The sequence below is a fragment of the Vibrio sp. 10N.222.48.A3 genome (assembly GCF_041475345.1).
In the GTDB taxonomy this organism is placed as follows: Bacteria; Pseudomonadota; Gammaproteobacteria; order Enterobacterales; family Vibrionaceae; genus Vibrio; species Vibrio tasmaniensis_A.
Genome location: NZ_JBFRVX010000563.1, coordinates 1 through 19,266, shown reverse-complemented (window position 1 = coordinate 19,266; position 19,266 = coordinate 1). Strand labels below are relative to the sequence as shown.

12 protein-coding genes are annotated in these 19,266 nt (G+C 45.3%); 7 read left to right on the top strand and 5 right to left on the bottom strand.

Features of this window, described 5'->3' with window-relative positions; genetic code table 11:
• The 4 genes from AB4653_RS16045 to tldD all read left to right on the top strand — a co-directional run.
• A partial coding sequence (locus AB4653_RS16045; RefSeq protein ID WP_372104708.1) for a ribonuclease E/G occupies positions 1-416 on the top strand: 416 nt, incomplete at its 5' end.
• Positions 417-426: 10 nt separating this feature from the next.
• Complete coding sequence (locus tag AB4653_RS16040; protein ID WP_009847845.1) at positions 427-4,299, top strand: YhdP family protein; 3,873 nt, start codon at positions 427-429, stop codon at positions 4,297-4,299.
• A 115-nt stretch (positions 4,300-4,414) separates the two neighbouring features.
• A complete protein-coding gene (locus AB4653_RS16035; RefSeq protein ID WP_009847844.1) occupies positions 4,415-5,227 on the top strand; it encodes a carbon-nitrogen hydrolase family protein in 813 nt (270 codons plus the stop codon).
• A 19-nt stretch (positions 5,228-5,246) separates the two neighbouring features.
• On the top strand, positions 5,247-6,692 hold the full coding sequence (gene tldD / locus AB4653_RS16030; protein ID WP_009847843.1) for a metalloprotease TldD: 1,446 nt from the start codon (positions 5,247-5,249) through the stop codon (positions 6,690-6,692).
• A 104-nt stretch (positions 6,693-6,796) separates the two neighbouring features.
• Here the strand turns inward: tldD and AB4653_RS16025 are convergent, their stop codons facing one another.
• Positions 6,797-8,176: a PhoH family protein gene (locus tag AB4653_RS16025; protein ID WP_009847842.1), complete on the bottom strand. Its 1,380-nt coding sequence runs from the start codon at positions 8,174-8,176 to the stop codon at positions 6,797-6,799.
• Between the two features lie 419 nt (positions 8,177-8,595).
• On the opposite strand from AB4653_RS16025, the gene rapA reads away from it, so the two are divergent.
• Complete coding sequence (gene rapA, locus AB4653_RS16020; protein WP_009847841.1) at positions 8,596-11,505, top strand: RNA polymerase-associated protein RapA; 2,910 nt, start codon at positions 8,596-8,598, stop codon at positions 11,503-11,505.
• A gap of 116 nt (positions 11,506-11,621) precedes the next feature.
• Here the strand turns inward: rapA and AB4653_RS16015 are convergent, their stop codons facing one another.
• Positions 11,622-12,893 carry an NRAMP family divalent metal transporter gene (locus AB4653_RS16015; RefSeq protein ID WP_009847840.1) on the bottom strand — a complete coding sequence of 424 codons (1,272 nt, stop codon included), beginning with the start codon at positions 12,891-12,893 and terminating at the stop codon, positions 11,622-11,624.
• A 158-nt stretch (positions 12,894-13,051) separates the two neighbouring features.
• Between AB4653_RS16015 and AB4653_RS16010 the strand changes: the two genes are divergently transcribed.
• Together AB4653_RS16010 and AB4653_RS16005 are read left to right on the top strand one after the other, a co-directional pair.
• Positions 13,052-13,786 carry a pseudouridine synthase gene (locus tag AB4653_RS16010; RefSeq protein ID WP_102257738.1) on the top strand — a complete coding sequence of 245 codons (735 nt, stop codon included), beginning with the start codon at positions 13,052-13,054 and terminating at the stop codon, positions 13,784-13,786.
• 34 nt (positions 13,787-13,820) lie between these two features.
• Complete coding sequence (locus tag AB4653_RS16005) at positions 13,821-14,783, top strand: D-2-hydroxyacid dehydrogenase (protein WP_009847838.1); 963 nt, start codon at positions 13,821-13,823, stop codon at positions 14,781-14,783.
• Between the two features lie 92 nt (positions 14,784-14,875).
• On the opposite strand, the gene AB4653_RS16000 is transcribed toward AB4653_RS16005, so the two are convergent.
• From AB4653_RS16000 to AB4653_RS15990, 3 genes are all read right to left on the bottom strand, one after another.
• Entirely contained in the window at positions 14,876-15,313 is a 438-nt protein-coding gene (locus AB4653_RS16000) for a universal stress protein (RefSeq protein WP_009847837.1), read from the bottom strand.
• Positions 15,314-15,420: 107 nt separating this feature from the next.
• Positions 15,421-18,000: a TRAP transporter permease gene (locus AB4653_RS15995; RefSeq protein WP_102257737.1), complete on the bottom strand. Its 2,580-nt coding sequence runs from the start codon at positions 17,998-18,000 to the stop codon at positions 15,421-15,423.
• A gap of 255 nt (positions 18,001-18,255) precedes the next feature.
• A complete protein-coding gene (locus tag AB4653_RS15990) occupies positions 18,256-19,224 on the bottom strand; it encodes a TAXI family TRAP transporter solute-binding subunit (protein ID WP_009847835.1) in 969 nt (322 codons plus the stop codon).
• Between the last annotated feature and the right edge of the window lie 42 nt (positions 19,225-19,266).

Sequence of the window (19,266 nt, the reverse complement as noted above, 5' to 3'; positions counted from 1 at the left end):
TGTCTGAAGAACATCGTAAGCGAGTACTAACTTCTTTAGAAGCGGCATTAGACAAAGACCGTGTGAAAACCAACATTAATGGCTTCACACAGCTTGGTTTGGTTGAGATGACTCGTAAACGTACTCGTGAAAGTATTGAGCATATTCTGTGTTCTAGCTGCCCTGCTTGTGAAGGTCGCGGTAGCGTGAAGACAGTTGAAACCGTTTGTTATGAAATTCTTCGAGAGATCACACGAGTGAATCGCGCGTATGACGCCGATAAGTTTGTTGTTTATGCGGCGGCTGCCGTTGCCGAGGCGTTAGAAGGAGAGGAATCTCACGCGCTTGCTGAGCTTGAAGTGTTTATTGGTAAGCAAGTTAAAATTCAGGCTGAGCCTCTGTACATACAAGAGCAGTTTGATGTTGTTATGATGTAATGGATATTTTGTGAGTTCAAGCGTTACTCTGATTCTTCGTACATGTCTATGGTTAGTGGTTACTCTCTTAGTAACACTAGCCATTGCTGTCACTACACTGCGTGTAGCCTTACCCAATTTAAATAAGTATCAATCTGAAATTGAGCTTTGGGTAAACCAACATTCCGGTTTTGAGTTTTCTATTCAAGATGTGGGTGGTTTTTGGCGTAACACTCACCCCTCTATTGCTCTGCAAGGTGTTAAGGCTAGCCTTCCCAACGCAGAAGATGTGGCTTTCTCTGTTGAGCGTGTTGAAGTTGAGTTTGACTTGATTCAATCGGTCGTGCAGATGCGTCCTGTCGTGGCCGATTTGGTCATGAATCAAATGTACCTCGACATCCGCTCAATTGATCTATTTGCCGGGCAAAACGGTAAAGATGAACCTAAAGACCCCGGCTCTTCCAAGCGAGTGATGCAGGAGCTGGACAATTTACTTTTAAAAACTTTGGTGGATGTGACCGCTAAAGATTCCTCTCTTCTATATCGAACTATCTCTGGTGAAGAACGTCAGCTTGATATCGAAACTTTAAAATGGCAAAACTCAGGTAAACATCACCTTGCGGAGGGGGTAGTAAGTATTAAAGACGCTAACCTCAACTCTTTGTCAGTAAGTGCTAACTTTGTTGATGGTGGTTCTTTAACTGATATGACGGGCGAGTTTTATGTCAGCGCGGATAGTATCTCAGTAATGCCTTGGTTAACTCGTTATATGCAGGCAGAATCCGGCATTGAGACGGGCACGGTGAGCTTGAATAGCTGGCTAACGCTACGAAATAGCAAGCCAGTTAGCGCTTATGTTGAGGTATTACCTTCAGAACTGACTTGGAATGAAGATGGTCAACATGACTTGATGCTTGAGTCGGGTGTTTTTAAATTATCCCCCATTGATGGTGGATGGCAGGTTAATGGTCACTCACTAAATCTAAGAACGGATGACAGGCCTTGGCCTGAACTTGATGTCGCTTTCAAGTGGAATAAAGGCCCGTGGGAACTTAATGTTTCTGAACTTGATGTTGAAACCATTACTCCGTTGATCAAGTTGATGCCAGATTCTTCGCAATCTACCCAAATGATCAATGCATTGGCACCGGGCGGTATCGTTTCAGACATTCGCGTTGCGATGGACTCTGGAATTGAAAGCTTGCGTTACTCTGCGAACTTTTCCGATTTGGCGATCGAACAATGGGAGTTAGTCCCTGGCTTTAGCCAAGTATCTGGGCATGTGTTTGGCTCGGCTTCGGAAGCGAAAGCCAGCTTATATGTTATTGATGATGTGTTTCCTTATGGTGATGTTTTCCAAGCGCCTCTGAATATCAAACAAGGTCAGGTTGATATTGTTTGGCAGCAAGATGAAAACGGCTGGAAACTGTGGTCGGACAAAATCACTGCAGCCACGCCAGATTTACAAGTACTAGGCGCATTTCGCTTGGACTTTCCAGATAACGCTAGCCCTTACCTTTCTTTTTATGGTGAAGCGGACGCTTACAACGTCGGTGAGACATGGCGCTATTTGCCGACATTGGCACTTGGCCAAGACTTAACCGATTACCTTTCAACAGCGATTCAAGCGGGTAAGGCCGACACCGTTAAATTACTTTGGCATGGTGAATTAGCCCAATACCCGTACACCAATCATGATGGTATTTTCCAAGTTTGGGTTGGCTTAGAAGACGCTAAGTTCAGCTTCGATACCGCGTGGCCATTGATAACCGACCTTCAACTTGACCTGTTATTTGAAAATGATGCGATGTATTTAGACTCTCGCTCCGCTCAATTGATGGATGTGGCGGCAGATCGAATCACTGGTCGTATTCCTTATTTAGGGGAAGGCGGTCATATCGAAATTGAAGCTAAAGCAACGGCGTCTGGTAATGCAGTTCGAAATTACATGACTGCTTCGCCACTCGTAGATTCTGTGGGTGCTGCGTTAACTGCGCTTAAAGTGAGTGGTGATGTCTCTTCTGAGTTCCAGCTTAATATTCCGTTTGATTCTGAACAAGAACCTAGAGCGTGGGGATATGCAGATCTGAGTGGTAATCATGTTGAGATTGAAGCTCCACCAATGGTGCTAGAGAACACCACTGGTCGTATTGAATTTGATAATGATGTCGTGACAGCAAGTGGTCTTGCAGCTGATTTGCTTAATCAAGGTATCTCGGTTGACTTTAAAGGTCTTAATGATGGACCTGGCTATGCAGTGGATCTTGATGTGTTAGGTGATTGGGACGTCAATCCTCTAAAGCCGTATGTCGGAGAGCAGTGGTTAAGCCGTTTGTCGGGTCATGCACAATGGCAAAGCCAGATCGATATTCAACTTAATGATATTGGTTTTACTTACCAACTCGACTTACAGTCAGACCTCAAATACTTAGCGAGTGATTACCCATACCCATTAGCTAAAAAGTCATTAGAAAGTGGCTCGGCAAGGCTACAAGCCTCGGGCAATCAAGAATCGATTACCGCGCGTCTGCAATTGCCGAGCACTAAATACCAAGCTGAGATTGATATTTCCGGCGATGTTCCTGAATTAACGGCGACCAATTTAGTCCTTGGTCGTGGTGGCTATAAAATTAGCCCCGTGGTAGGGCACCATGCCTTGATTCGTACCGATAAGTTCAATGCCGATGACTGGCTGTCAGTAGTCATGGAGCCAGTGCAACCATCGGATGCTGTCCTTAGCCAGATGAACAGGCCAACCATTCCAGCGCCACGTCGCATCACCTTCGAGAGCAAAGAGCTGATCTTAGGTGGTATTTCTTGGAATGATGTTGATTTTAGCGCTCGAAAAAATAAGCAAGCATGGCAAATGGAAGTGTCTAGCCAAGAGCTAGAAGGAGATATTAACTACCTGCCACCTTATGATTTGACGGTTTCATTGGATCGCCTGCATCTGTTTGTTCCTGGGTGGAGTGACAAGAAAAACCAAGATCAACTGCTACAGCGTAAGGCGCAAGAAGCACCATTGATCTCTGAGTTGGATAGAAAGCTCCATGATGCGATGCCGAATTTGACGCTGACCTTGAACGACTTCTGGCTTCAAGGCTATAAAGTTGGCAAGGTTGATGTTGAAATGGCGAGAAAGGAAGACCGCATTGAGTGGAATAAGATTCAGGTGAGAAGCGGCGGAAATAAAGCGGATATCAGTGGCTGGTGGGAACTGCAAGGCGATAAGAGTCATTCATCGTTAACTCTTGATGTTGAAGGTGAAAACAACAGTGAGTTAATGGAGCGTTTCGGTATTACTTCCGGGATTCAAAAAGCGCCCTTTGAGTTAGAAGGTCAATTGACTTGGGATGGTTCGCCTTGGGGGATCAAAATGGATACCCTTGATGGCAACGTTAAAACCCAATTTGGTAAAGGTATTATCTCGGATGTGAGTGGCGCAGCTCGATTACTGGGGCTGTTTAGCCTAGATTCGATTATCCGTAAGATGCAGCTCGACTTCTCGGACGTATTTGATAATGGCATGGCATTCAACAGCATCACAGGAACTGGCGAGATTCAAAATGGTATCTTTCTGACTAACGATCTGAATATGGATGCGGTCGCCGGTGAGATGAAAATAAAAGGGATCGCCAACCTCAATACACGCGAGGTCGATGCTGAAGTGAACTTCACCCCAGATATCACCTCCGGGATTCCAGTATTAACGGCTTTTGCGGTAACGCCTCAAACAGCGCTATACGTGTTAGCGGTGACTACGGTTATTTCTCCGGTTGTTGAAGTCTTTACCCAAGTTAATTATTCGGTGAAAGGACCGTTGGATTCACCAACAGTGAGCGAGCTTTCTCGCAGTTCTGGAGAATTCCAGCTACCAGAAAAACTCAGAAAATTAGCCGAATAAGCCTTAAATTAGCCAAATAAACCTTAAATTAGCCGAAAAAAACTTAGTATCCTAATCAGCTAATATACGGTGAAATGCTGATTTCTGAATCATAATGAATGGAGGAGCGATACACATGGATTGTGTTGGGTTGATTCAAATGACATCAGGCCCTCGACCTGACTTGAACTTTGATTATCTTGCTCAAGAAGTAGCAAAGTGCAAAGAGTTGGGGGCTAAGTGGGTTGTGTGCCCTGAAAATGCGTTAGTCTTTGGCAGTAAAGCCGACTATCACCAGTATGCTGAGCCTCTAAATGATGGCCCACTGCAAAAGAAAGTCTCTGAGCTAGCAAAGCTTTACCGAATTTGGATTGTTATTGGCAGTATGCCGATAAGCACAGCTAAAGGCGTGACTACCACAACTTTGGTGGTTGATGATTTTGGTTGCCTCGTTGCTCATTACGACAAGCTACACATGTTTGATGTGGATGTCGCTGACGCACATAAGTGCTATCGAGAATCGGATATTTTCACGCCCGGTGACCGAGTGGTAACAACGGAAACGCCTTTTGGTCGCTTAGGTTTGAGTATTTGTTATGATGTGCGCTTTCCGCACTTGTATTCAGAGTTACGCAAGCAAGGTGCACAAATCATAGTGGTACCGGCAGCTTTTACCGCAGTAACAGGGCAAGCTCACTGGGAAGCATTATTAAGATGCCGCGCGATCGAAACACAATCGTGGATTATTGCGGTAGGGCAAGGCGGAAATCATCCTTGCCAAAGAGAAACATGGGGACACTCAATGGTGGTTGATCCATGGGGACGAGTGGTTGCACAGCTAGACCAAGATCCTAAAAGTATGGTGGTTGAGATAGACACATCCAGTTGCGAATCAATCAGGCAAAATATGCCAATCGCGCAGCATTCTCGATTTACCAATCAATTTTAATTACAAATAAGAGCCATTTATGAGCATCAATCAAATTGAAGAAGCGCTACTGAACCCAACAGGGCTGACGGAGCAAAATATCGCAGATACATTGGCGAGCATTGCTACCCGCCAAATTGATTATGCTGATATTTACTTTCAGTCAAGCTGGCATGAATCTTTAGTGCTAGAAGACAGCATTATTAAAGACGGCTCTTTCAATATCGATTGTGGTCTTGGTGTACGAGCGGTATCTGGTGAAAAAACCGGTTTTGCTTACTCTGACCAAATCCAATTGGATGGCCTTAAACAGAGTGCAATCGCGGCTCGCGGTATCGCTAAGCAAGGGCAAAACGGTAAGGTACAAGCTTTCAAGCGTAACTCTAACCAAGCTTACTATGATGCAGTTAATCCGCTAGCAAGCTGGGAAAAGCAGCAAAAGACAGAATTACTTAAAGCGCTTGATGCTTACATTCGTACTAAAGAACCGATGGTAACTGAAGTATCGGTGAGCCTAAGTGGTGTACATGAACAGATGCTTGTTGCGGCAACTGATGGTACTTTCGCTGGTGATATTCGCCCGTTGGTTCGTCTATCAATTAGCGTACTTGCACAGAAAGGCGATCGTCGTGAACGTGGCAGTGCCGGTGGCGGTGGTCGTTTTGGTTACGATTTTTTCTTAAGTGATGCTAACGGTTCTCAAGTTGCTTACCAGTTCGCTGATGAAGCCATTCGCCAAGCATTAGTTAACCTTGAAGCGGTTGCTGCGCCTGCTGGTGCAATGCCTGTGGTTCTTGGTTCTGGTTGGCCTGGTGTTCTACTGCATGAAGCGGTAGGCCACGGCTTAGAAGGTGATTTCAACCGTAAAGAGTCTTCAGTATTTTCTGGCAAGATCGGCGAGCAAGTTACATCAAGCCTATGTACGATTGTTGATGACGGCACATTAACGGATCTACGCGGTTCATTGAACGTTGATGATGAGGGTGTTAATGGTCAGTACAATACGCTAATCGAAAACGGCATCCTAAAAGGTTACATGCAAGATAAGCTAAACGCTCGTCTAATGGGTGTAGCGCCGACAGGTAATGGTCGTCGTGAGTCTTACGCGCATCTTCCAATGCCACGTATGACGAATACATACATGCTGCCGGGCGAACACACACCGGAAGAGATCATTGCAACGGTTGAGAAAGGCATCTACGCACCGAACTTCGGTGGCGGTCAGGTTGATATCACATCAGGTAAGTTTGTGTTCTCAGCTTCTGAAGCGTACATGATTGAAAACGGCAAGATCACTCACCCAGTGAAGGGCGCGACGCTGATCGGTTCTGGTATCGAAGCAATGCAGCAGGTGTCTATGGTCGGTAATGACCTAAGCATTGACCGTGGTGTTGGTGTGTGTGGTAAGGCTGGTCAAAGTGTGCCAGTGGGTGTTGGTCAGCCAACGTTGAAGCTAGACTCGCTAACCGTCGGTGGTACTGAGTAAAGCAGATTAGCCTCTGAAAAATCACTATAAAGATAAATTGAAAAGCGCCTCTATTGTGAGGCGCTTTTTGTTTATAGGTTACTGGTTCTGTGAGCGCGCAGAGTCTACATGTTTTCTTCCGCGAACTCAGCCAGTCGGCTACGCACCACACCATTGAGGTGGATGTTGGCACTGCCTTCGAAGTTTTTAAAACGCTCGACCATGTAGGTGAGCCCCGAGGTCACAGGAGTTAGGTAGGAAGAATCTATCTGCGCTAGGTTTCCTGAGCAGACGATCTTGGTCCCTTCACCACAACGGGTGATGATGGTTTTGATTTGTGAAGCGGTCAGGTTCTGACACTCATCCAAAAGCACAAATGCATTCTGAATTGAACGACCACGCATAAAGTTAATCGATTTGAACTGGATGTTGGCTTTATCACAGATGTACTTCATCGAGCCCTCTGTGCAGTGATCATTCTTGTGCAGCGCTTCCAGTGTATCGGTCACTGCAGCTAACCAAGGCAACATCTTCTCTTCCTCTGTACCCGGAAGAAACCCTATCGACTCACCTATATCAGGTGTGTTTCGGGTTACGATGATCTTATCGAACTGTTTACGTTCAATAGTTTGTTCAAGTGCAGCAGCCATGGCTAACAGTGTCTTACCACTACCAGCAGCGCCAGTGAGAATCACCAGATCAATATCAGGGTCGAGCAGGGCATCGATCGCCATACCTTGGTATACGTTTTTGGGTGTGATGTCCCATGCTCTGCGATTCATTAGTCTTTCGCGACTGAGGTCTCTTAGTGTAATGCTTTCAGTTTCAATCTCTTCGACTCGAGCTGCAAAGTCACTTTCTTCGTCAATCACATACTGGTTGAGAAAGGTTGGCTCGAACGGCGCTCTTGCTAAGGTGTGCAGGGTCTTTCCGCCTAAACTTCTGCTCTCGACATTATCGATACCATCCCAAAATGAGCCTTCCAGTTGTTGGAAGCCTTTGGTGAGGTATTGGATATCATCAATCAATTGGTCGGTTTGATAGTCTTCAACAAAACGGACACCGGCGCCTTTGGCTCGTAAACGCATGTTGATGTCTTTGGTGATAAGAACCACTTCGCGTGGCGCGCGTTTATTTTGAAGATAGAGGACTGCGTTGAGGATTCGGTTATCGCCAGCTTTGTCATCGGCGAAGGCTTTGATGCTTTCTTGAAGTTCGTAATCTGCGAGTATTGAAATACTGCCAGATGCGTTTATGTCTTTAGAAAAAGGGATGCCTTCCGATATTTGGTCTGGTGTGGCTTCCCTGAATAAGTCTTCGAGAGTTCGAATCGCAATTCTCGCATCTCGAGCAACATCTCTTTTACTGTCTTTGATTCTGTCGAGTTCTTCTAGCACTGTCATTGGGATAACGACATCGTGCTCTTGGAAAGAAAATATAGCGAAGGGTTCGTGAAGTAGGATATTGGTGTCTAAAACAAATAGCTTCCGGTTGGTCTCGCCCATAGCATCTCCTTGCCGACGTGCGGCTTGCCTTGCATTCATTGAACGTAGATTAAGCTCATATAAAGGTTAGTATCTGATTCTAGTGATAGTCAACAACTCACCTAAACTTCATTTGAGAGCTGCATTCTGCTCTCCATAGAATAACCATGATTTTTTGACAGTTTGATTGCACTTATGAAAACAGAAAAAAAGTATGAAATCGTCTCCTTTAGGCGTGACCTAAATCACAGCATCGAGTAAGATTAGCGACCTTTTTCTGCACCATTTTCTCAAGATATTTATTATTAAGAGCGCACTTAAAAAGTGGCTGCAAACTAGGCATTTTTGGCTATATTTTTAGTTCAAGAGCAATAACGTTCTTGTTTGAAATTGCAGTTAGAAAGACCAAATTCCAACTATAAGATTGAGGTAGTCGATTCATGACATTTGCTTTGGGGCAACGCTGGATAAGCGATACGGAGAGCGATTTAGGTTTAGGTACCGTTGTAGCAATGGATGCTCGCACAGTAACAGTAATGTTTGCTGCGTCAGAAGAAAACCGCGTCTATGCACGCACAGATGCTCCCGTAACCCGAGTGGCGTTCAATGTAGGCGATGTCATCGAATGCCAAGAAGGTTGGTCTTTATCTGTTGAAGAAGTTATCGAAGATAAAGGGCTACTGACTTATTTGGGTATTCGTGAAGATACTCAAGAGACAGAGGTGACTCTGCGTGAAATCTTTTTAAGTAACCAGATCCGCTTTAACAAGCCACAAGATAAGCTGTACGCAGGTCAAATCGACCGTATGGATAACTTTGCGTTGCGCTACCGTGCTTTAAGCAACCAATACCAACAACATAAGAGCCCAATGCGCGGCTTGTGTGGTATGCGTGCAGGTCTTATCCCTCATCAGCTTTACATTGCTCATGAAGTCGGTCGTCGTCACGCTCCACGCGTTTTACTGGCTGATGAAGTTGGCCTAGGTAAAACCATAGAAGCGGGTATGATTATCCACCAGCAGGTGTTGTCTGGCCGTGCGGAACGTATTCTTATTGTGGTTCCTGAAACACTACAACACCAATGGCTAGTTGAGATGATGCGCCGTTTCAACCTGCACTTCTCTATCTTTGATGAAGAGCGTTGTATTGAATCTTTTGCAGAATCAGATAATCCATTCGATACACAGCAATACGTCCTGTGTTCTTTGGATTTCCTACGCAAGAGCCGTAAGCGCTACGAGCAAGCACTTGAAGGTGAGTGGGATTTGTTGGTTGTCGATGAAGCGCACCACCTTGAGTGGAGCCAAGACAAACCGAGCCGCGAATACCAAGTGGTTGAAGGATTAGCTGAAAACACGTCTGGTGTATTGCTACTGACAGCGACCCCTGAACAGCTGGGTCGTGAGAGTCACTTTGCGCGTCTGCGTCTGCTTGATCCTGATCGCTTCTACGATTACGAAGCATTCGTTGAAGAAGAAGACCAATATGCGCCAGTTGCTGATGCAGTAACGGCATTGTTCTCTGGCGTGAAGCTTGAAAACAGCGCGAAGAACCAAATTACAGAACTTCTGTCTGAGCAAGATGTTGAGCCACTGTTCCGTGTTATCGAAGGTGATAGCAGCGAAGAAGAGCAAGCCTTAGCTCGCCAAGAACTGATTGATAACCTTATGGATCGCCATGGTACTGGCCGTGTTCTTTTTAGAAATACACGTGCTGCAATCAAAGGCTTCCCTAAGCGTAATGTAAACCTACTGCCGATGGACATTCCAACGCAGTACACAACCTCGATGCGTGTATCGGGCATGATCGGTGGCAAGATGGCACCAGAAGCTCGAGCGATGAAGATGTTGTATCCAGAAGAGATCTTCCAAGAATTTGAAGGTGAAGATTCAAGCTGGTGGCAGTTCGATTCACGTGTGAACTGGTTGATTGAAAAAATCCAAGACAAGCGCAGCGAAAAGATCCTAGTGATCGCTTCTCGTGCAAGTACTGCTTTGCAATTAGAACAAGCACTGCGTGAGCGTGAAGGTGTGCGTGCAACGGTATTCCACGAAGGCATGTCGATTCTAGAGCGTGATAAAGCTGCGGCTTACTTTGCTCAAGAAGAGGGCGGCGCTCAGGTTCTTATCTGTAGCGAAATCGGTTCTGAAGGTCGTAACTTCCAGTTTGCTAACCAGTTAGTGATGTTCGATCTTCCGTTTAACCCGGATTTGCTTGAACAACGTATTGGTCGTTTGGACCGTATCGGTCAACTTCGAGATATCGACATTCATGTCCCTTACCTAAAAGGCACATCGCAAGCGATTCTAGCGCGTTGGTTCGATGAAGGTTTGAATGCATTCGCAGAGACTTGTCCTACTGGTCGCACGGTTTACGATAAGTATTCTGATGTACTGATCGAAATGCTGGCTTCTGGTAACACTGAGCAGCTTGATGAAGTCATTGAAGAATCAGCGAAGCTCAATCAAAGCCTGAAATCGGATCTAGAAAAAGGCCGAGATCGCCTACTAGAGATGCATTCAAATGGTGGCGATAAAGCCCATGAGATTGCTGAAAAGATCGCGTCTACTGATGGTGATACTAACCTAGTTTCTTTTGCACTGAGCCTGTTTGACACCATTGGTCTGAACCAAGATGACAAGGGTGAAAATGCACTAGTTGTGACACCTTCTGAACACATGATGGTGCCAAGCTACCCAGGCTTACCTTATGAAGGTGCAACGATTACGTTTGACCGTGAAACCGCGCTTTCTCGTGAAGACATGAATTTTATTAGCTGGGAACACCCAATGATTCAGGGCGGTATTGATCTGCTATTGAGTGAAGGTGTGGGTGCGTCTGCGGTATCTCTACTGAAGAACAAAGCGCTGCCAGTCGGTACGATTCTACTTGAGTTGGTTTACCTTGTTGATGCACAAGCGCCAAAGCGCAGCGGTATCAGCCAGTTCCTGCCTAAGACGCCGATTCGCTTGATGATGGATGGTCGTGGTAACGATTTATCTGCTCAGGTTGAATTCGATAGCTTTAACCGTCAACTAAGCCCGGTAAACCGTCATTTAGCGAGCAAGCTAGTGAACTCGGTACAAGGTGAGATTCACAAACTAATCGAAGCAGGTGAGACGCATGTACTGCCGAAGGTTGAAGAGGTTCGTCAACAAGCTCAGAAAGATATGCAAACTAACTTGAACGGTGAGTTAGAGCGTCTACAAGCGCTTAAAGCGGTTAACCCTAACATTCGTGATGAAGAGCTAGAGGTTATCGAAGCTCAAATCAACGAACTGACAGGTTACATCAGCAAGGCTCAGGTTCAGCTTGATTCGCTACGTTTGATTGTGGTTTCTCACAACTAGTTTTGAATTAGCTAAATGCTTTAACGAAATAAGGCCTTCATCATGAAGGCCTTATTTGTATCTATAACTTAGTTAAGAGCTTGGTTAACAGTTTGGCTAAGAATTTGGAGAGCAGATTACATCAACCATTTCCACCAAACGAACAGAGCTAAGAAGCCAAATAGGTAAACAAGGCCTACCACAGACAACCATTTTAGCTTAGTGCCAATCGCCAATCCTTCAGGAAGCTTAGTTTTGCTTACTAAGATGAAGTTAAGCAATGCGAAGAATGGCGTAGTAGCAAAGGCAAGCACCATCGCAAAATCAAGCATTGGCATCAGTGCTGCGCTGAAGAACATCACAATTGCGAGTGCCGCGAGAGAGACAATGATGATCCAGCCTTGCAGCATTTTTGGGCTCGATTCTTTTTTCAATAACAGGCGCTGTGATTCGGCAAGCACGCGTGAGTAACCATCGATAACGGTAATGGTACTGCCAAAGATACAGAAGAAGGCGATAAGAGCGATCAGTGGGCGAGACCATTCACCAATCGTGGAAGCGTAGATGCCGACCAATTGATGGGTGAAGCCAACACCAGAGCGAGACAATTCAACGCCTGTTCCATGAAGTACTAGTGTACCTAAAGCAACGAATACCAAAGCAAGCAGTGCCGTACCAATGTAGCCTACGTTGAAATCGAACAGTGCAGATTGAGCGGTCACTTCTTGTTTCTCTTTTTGGCTTTTTAGCCACATAGAGGTGATGCTTGATATCTCGATAGGCGCGGGCATCCAACCCATAGTGACAACGATAAAGCCAATAGCTGCCAATGACCAAGGTGATGGTGGAACAAAAGCCGCATCAGGTTCAACTGGAGAGCCGATAGCAATAGCGACTGCAGCCAAGGTTGTGATGGTCAGGATCGCCATGATCGCTTTAGACAGTGTATCGAGCGCGCGATAATGGCCAGCGAATAGAATGATCAAGCACGTAGCTAAAACGATCATGCACAATGTGCTGGTGGCCAAATCAAAAGGAATAAAGTAACTCAGTAAGCTTGCACTGAATAGCAGTAAGGCTGCGGTATTTACCACGGCGGAAATGGCACTTAGTATCGAAAAGATAACAAGGTAAGGTCGACCGAGGTTAGAATATCCTTCCACCAAGCTTTGCCCAGTACCAAGGGTATATTGGATGCCGGCTCTAAAGAATGGGTACTTAAATACGTTAACTAAAAGAATCAGTGCGGCTAGTTGCCATCCATAAATAGCGCCAGCTTTCGTTGAAGCGACTAAGTGAGATCCACCGACCGCAGCTGCGGCCATCATGATTCCTGGGCCAAAAGATTTAATCAGGCTTGAAAGTGGTGTGGAGGTTGGTGTTGAGGTGGTTTTAGCCGTACTTTCCATCGTTTTTCCTTTGAGGCTTAGTTCTTATTTTCCGTTACCTTATCAATACCATGTTTCGTAATTTCGTCAACTTTTATGTACAAAAGTGTTTAAAATTGTATTTTTTAATAAACGAATCGACCATGAGTTATTTATTAACCAGTAATTAAGAGGCTCTAATGGCGTTAGAACAGTACACACCACCACGTGAATCGTGGACTGATATTATCTATCAAGATGATGATATTCTTGTGGTGAACAAGCCAGCAGGCCTGCTTTCGGTACCGGGGAGACTGCCGGAGCACTACGACAGTATGTGGAGTCGGTTGGTTGTCGAATTTCCGGAGATTCAAGTTGTGCATCGGTTGGATATGTCTACATCAGGCTTGATGCTATTGGCTAAGCATAAACAGGCTGAGCGGCATTTGAAGAAGCAATTTCAATATCGACTGACACACAAACTTTATTACGCACGAGTGTGGGGTTCAATGGAAGACAAGGCAGGTTTGATTGACCTTCCTCTTATTTGCGATTGGACGAATCGCCCTAGACAGAAAGTGTGTTTCGACGATGGTAAACCATCTCAGACTCGCTATGTGGTTGAGCAACAAGAGCCTCAAACGACATTATTGAAATTGCTGCCGATCACTGGTCGCTCTCATCAGTTGCGTGTTCACTGCATGGAGCTAGGGAATCCAATTGTGGGCGACGAGTTTTATGCAACACCAGATGCGTTTAATTATAGTGACAGGTTAGCTTTACACGCATGTGAACTGAGTTTTTATCATCCGGCTAATAATCAGCTTTTCAAAGCTTTCGTGCCATGTGATTTTTACCCTCAAGCATCGCCACAAATCGAGCAGCACTTTGAAATTGCGCCAGAGCTTCCAGACTACAGTAAGCTAAAAGCTTAGAATGGTTAAATTAATACCAATGCAAGGACGTACAATGCCGAAGTTGAAAGTGGTCTTTCTCGACCGAGCTACCATCCCATCTCAAATACATTTAAAACCCCTTAGCTTTGAGCATCAGTGGGTGGAGTATGACTTCACTTCGCCAGAACAAGTGTCTGAACGAATAGAAGGCGCTGATGTTGTTATTACCAACAAGGTCGTGCTTAACGAATCGAATTTGGCTCAAGCACAACAACTTAAGCTAATAGCTGTTTCAGCAACGGGTGTGAACAATGTCGATGTTGGCTACTGCAAGAGTAACAACATAGCGGTGACAAACGTGCAAGGCTACGCGACTCAATCGGTACCTGAACATGTTATCGCGATGCTGTTTACGCTTAAGCGAAACCTCGTTGGTTATCATCAAGATATCGAGGCTGGCGAGTGGCAAAAGGACAAACAATTCTGTTTCTTTACTCATCCGATTCAAGATGTTGCAGGCAGTACATTGGGCTTAATCGGGAGTGGTAGCTTAGGGCAAGCGACCGCGATATTAGCAAAAGCGATTGGTATGAATGTCATCTTTACTGAGCGTAAAGGGGCTGATTCTTGTCGAGAAGGGTATCTACCTTTTGATACGGTGTTACAGCAAGCGGATGCGATCAGCTTACATTGTCCATTAACTGAAGCGACTCGAAATCTGATTTCAGAGCGAGAGCTAACCATGATGAAATCAAGTGCGGTATTAATTAATGCTGGCCGTGGTGGACTTGTCGATGAGCAGGCCTTAGTTGAAGCTTTGAAAAGTAATGAGATTGCAGGTGCGGGCATGGATGTGTTTACACAAGAACCTGCAGATAATTCGAATCCACTATTGGCTAACAGCCACTTACCTAATTTACTGCTAACACCACATGTGGCGTGGGGCAGCGACAGTTCAATTCAAAAACTGTCTGATATCTTAATCGATAATATTGATGGGTTTGTTGCAGGTAATCCGCAGAACTTAGTGAGTTGATTGAAGAATTGAATGGTGCAAGCACAAAATAAAAAAAGGTTGGCTTTTAGGCCAACCTTTTTAGATTTAGATCGTTGTGTCGATTAAGTGATTTAGCCTTGCGGCTTAACTACCAATACATTGATTGGTGAGTTCTGAACCACTTTGCTTGCAACAGAACCCAGTACAACCTTGTCGATTTTCGAGCGCTTATGACTAGGCATCACGATAAGATCTGCCCCTAGTTTCTCTGCGCAATCAAGAATCGTTGTGTAGGCCTTGCCTTCGGCAACGTGAACTTTATAGATCACATCATCGTCAATATGCTTATCAGCAAATTCTTTCAGCTGATTTTTAACATCAAGCTTCATTTGGTTTGCTGCATCTTTCGGGAAGTAAGACGCTACCATCGACATGTGGATGCCCGGTAATACGTTCAGAATGTGGATCTCAGCATTACTGTGTTTCGCGTGCCATACCGCTAGCTCGACCGCTTTATCAGAAAAGCCTTTGTCGTTCAGATCAACGGGAACAAGGATTTGTCTATACATGTATTCGTCTCTTTTTGAGCAGCGCCGAGTACATACCAAGCGCTGTAATTATCTTTTCCATGTAGTAAAAAAGCCAAATAGAGTAGAGCGCTATTTGGCTCTATCCATTACGCGCTAATCTCATCCTTACGAGCACGCCTTCTTTGGTTCATCGCTAAACCAATCAAAATTAATAGGGCAGGTAAGAATACCCACTCTTTCATTGGTCGTTCTGCATCTTGGATAACGGATTTAATTTCCCAATCAAAGTCAATGCCAGCAGCTTCAGCAGGGCTACCAAACTCAACCATATCAACAATCATCTTGTCGTCAGCTTGGGTCAGCATTAGGCCCATTGAAGCAATGCGGTCTTCACTTGTTGTCGCAGAATCTTCAAACGGAAGGCGAACTGTTTTCTCAGAATAGTTACCTTCTAAGTTTTCGCCACCGACTCTCAATTCAAGTGATTGTCCCACAGATAGATTTTCTGTGATTTGAGCGATCTCAACTCCAGGTGAAAGAACTTTCTCTGGATAAATCATGTCCCACCAGAAGCCAGGGCGGAAGAAAGAGAAGGTCAGAACGATAAGCAGTATAGTTTCCCACCACTTGTTCTTAGTGAACCACCAACCTTGTGTCGCTGCTGCAAAGATAAGTACCGCAGTAACCGAAGAGAAAATCGTCAGTGCTAAGTGCCACCAAGAATCAATGCCCATCAACAGTAGTTGGGTGTTGAAGATGAACATGAACGGCAATATCGCGGTCCGGATATCGTAGGTAAAACCTTGAATACCGGTACGAATCGGGTCTGATTTAGCAATCGCAGCGGCCGCAAATGCAGCCAAACCTACCGGAGGTGTATCGTCCGCAAGAATACCGAAGTAGAACACGAATAAGTGAACCGCAATCAGTGGAATGATCAAGCCGTGCGCTGCACCTAAGGTAACAATTACTGGTGCCATCAATGTTGATACAACGATGTAGTTCGCCGTTGTTGGCAAGCCCATACCTAAGATCAAGCTGATTACCGCAGTGAATAACAACATTAGAATGATGCTACCGCCTGAGATGAACTCAACAAAATCGGTCATTACAAGGCCGATACCTGTCAGCGTTACCACGCCTACAACCGTACCAGCTGCAGCTGTCGCTACACCGATACCGATCATGTTACGTGCGCCTGAAACTAAGCTCTCTGCTAGATCAACGAAGCCTGCTTTTGTTTGTTCTGCGAGATCGTCTGATTTGTTCATCAGAGTCATTAAAGGACGCTGAGTGATCAGAATGAAGATCATGAACACGGTCGCCCAGAATGCCGACAGACCTGGAGAGAAACGTTCAACCGTTAAACACCAAACTAGAACTACGATAGGCAGTAGGAAGTGAAGGCCAGACTTAATCGTTGGGCCTGGATCAGGTACTTCTGTTAGGTTCTCGTCGATTTCCATGCCACCTTCAGCTGCGTATTTAGCAGAAACACGAACCAGAGCGACATAAGAGACTAATAGAGCAACAGTCACAATTGGTGTGGCTGCAGCGCCAAAGACATCTTTTGTCCAGCCGACACCGTAGTAAACCGCTGCACTGATGACACATAGGCCTAAGATAGTACCAGTGAAAGAGAGTAGGCTTTGCACGATAGTTGGTGTGTGACGACGAGGTAAGCCCGTCATACCTGCTTTACATGCCTCTAAGTGAACAATGTAAATCAGGGCGATGTAAGAGATCAGAGCGGGCAGTAGTGCTGCTTTGATTACTTCTACGTAAGAGATGCCCACGTACTCAACCATCAAGAATGCTGCTGCACCCATGATCGGTGGTGTTAATTGACCATTGGTTGAAGCTGCGACTTCTACTGCACCCGCTTTTGTTCCCGGGAAACCAACACGCTTCATTAGCGGGATAGTAAAGGTACCAGTGGTAACTACGTTAGCAATCGAAGAACCTGATACCAGACCAGATAAACCAGATGCTACAACGGCTGCTTTCGCTGGGCCGCCCTTCATGTGGCCAAGCAGAGAGAATGCCACTTTGATGAAGTAAGCACCTGCACCCGCGCGCTCAAGCATTGCACCAAACAGTACAAACAAGAATACAAATGACGTTGATACGCCAAGAGCAACACCGAACACACCTTCTGTTGTTAACCACAGATGCGACATTGCCTTGTTCAGGCTCGCACCTTTGTGGGCGATAACGTCTGGCATGTGTGGACCGCCAAAGGTGTAAAGTAAGAAGACTGCTGCCACAACCATAAGAGGTGGACCTAAAGCGCGTCGTGTTGCCTCAAGCAGTAGAACCATACCGAATACGGCCGCAACAATATCGAATGTTGTTGGTGCACCCGAGCGTTCAGCGAGCTGAGTATAGAAAATATAGATATAAGAAGCTGAAAAGCTACCTACAAGCGCTAGTATCCAGTCGACAGCTGGGATGCGATCCCTAGGCGAATTCTTCATGGCTGGATAAGCGGTAAAGGCTAGGAGAATAGCAAACGTAAGGTGAATTGCTCGAGCTTCAGTGTCGTTTAAAATTGCGAAGTTAAAAATGAATGGCAGCGGAGATGCATACCAAAGTTGGAACAGTGACCAACATAGAGGCACAAACCATAAAATACGGCCTTGGATACCACGAGGGCTACGCGCACCAGTATCTGATTGTGCCACCATTTCTTGCACATCTGGAGACGGTGATGTTGTCTGCGTCATGTACTTTATCCTTATTATTGATGGTCTGCCTTTTGTTACGAACAACTAAACGTGATTTCTTTCCTATCTAGTGTAGTGAATGGATAGAGAAATGCGTTCTTTGTTCGTCTTTGTCTTAGGCTTGATACGAAGGTAAATCCTCCAAATTGGAGAAACTTAAAGGGTTGTTCTTTTCACTTAAATTATTTTTATAAAACGTGAAAATCCAATAAGGAGGACTAGCCTCCTTATTGGTTTAGTAGGCTTAAAGTAGAGTTACTTTAGAAGACCTACTTCTTTGTAGTATTTTGCGGCACCTGGGTGAAGAGGGATAGAGATACCCGCTTTAACCATGTCTTCTTTTTTCAGGTTAGCAAATGCTGGGTGCAGACGTTTGAATGTTGCGAAGTTTTCAAATACTGCTTTAGCAACGTTGTATGCTACTTCATCTGAAACGTCTGAAGTTGTTACCATAGTTGCAGCAACACCAAAGCTATTTACGTCAGCATCTGTACCGCGGTACATACCAGCAGGTACTGTGCTGTATGCGTAGTATGGGTTTTCAGCTACGATCTTGTCGATCTGTGGACCTGTTGCAGAAACCAGTTTTGCATCACAAGACGTTGTCGCTTCTTTAATTGATCCGTTCGGGTGACCAACCATGTAGATGAATGCATCAATCTTGTTATCACAAAGTGCTTGTGAACGCTCAGAACCTTTCAGTTCAGAAGCAAGCTTGAAGCTATCGTTAGTCCAGCCCATAGAGTCCATTACAACACCCATCGTTGCACGGTCGCCAGAACCCGGGTTACCAATGTTGACACGCTTACCAGCTAGGTCTGAAACATTGTTAATACCTGCATCGGTGCGAGCGATGATGTTGAACGGTTCTGTATGTAGAGAGAACATAGCACGAAGTTTCTTGTATTCGCCTTGGTCTTTGAACTTACTTGTACCGTTGTAGCCGTGGTATTGCCAGTCCGATTGAACAACACCGAAATCTAGTTCACCAGCACGGATGGTATTAACGTTGTAGATTGAACCGCCAGTAGACTCGACAGAACAACGAATGTTGTGGTCTTTACGGCCTTTGTTCACTAGCTTACAAATTGCACCACCAGTCGGGTAATAAACACCCGTTACTGAACCAGTACCAATTGTGATGAACTCTTGAGCGTTAACTGCGCCAGCGCCCATTACAGCAGCTGCAATAGCCCCAACTTTAATCAGTTTGGTAAATGCCATGAATTTCCCTTCCTTTATTCATTATTAACCCTGAAACAAGTG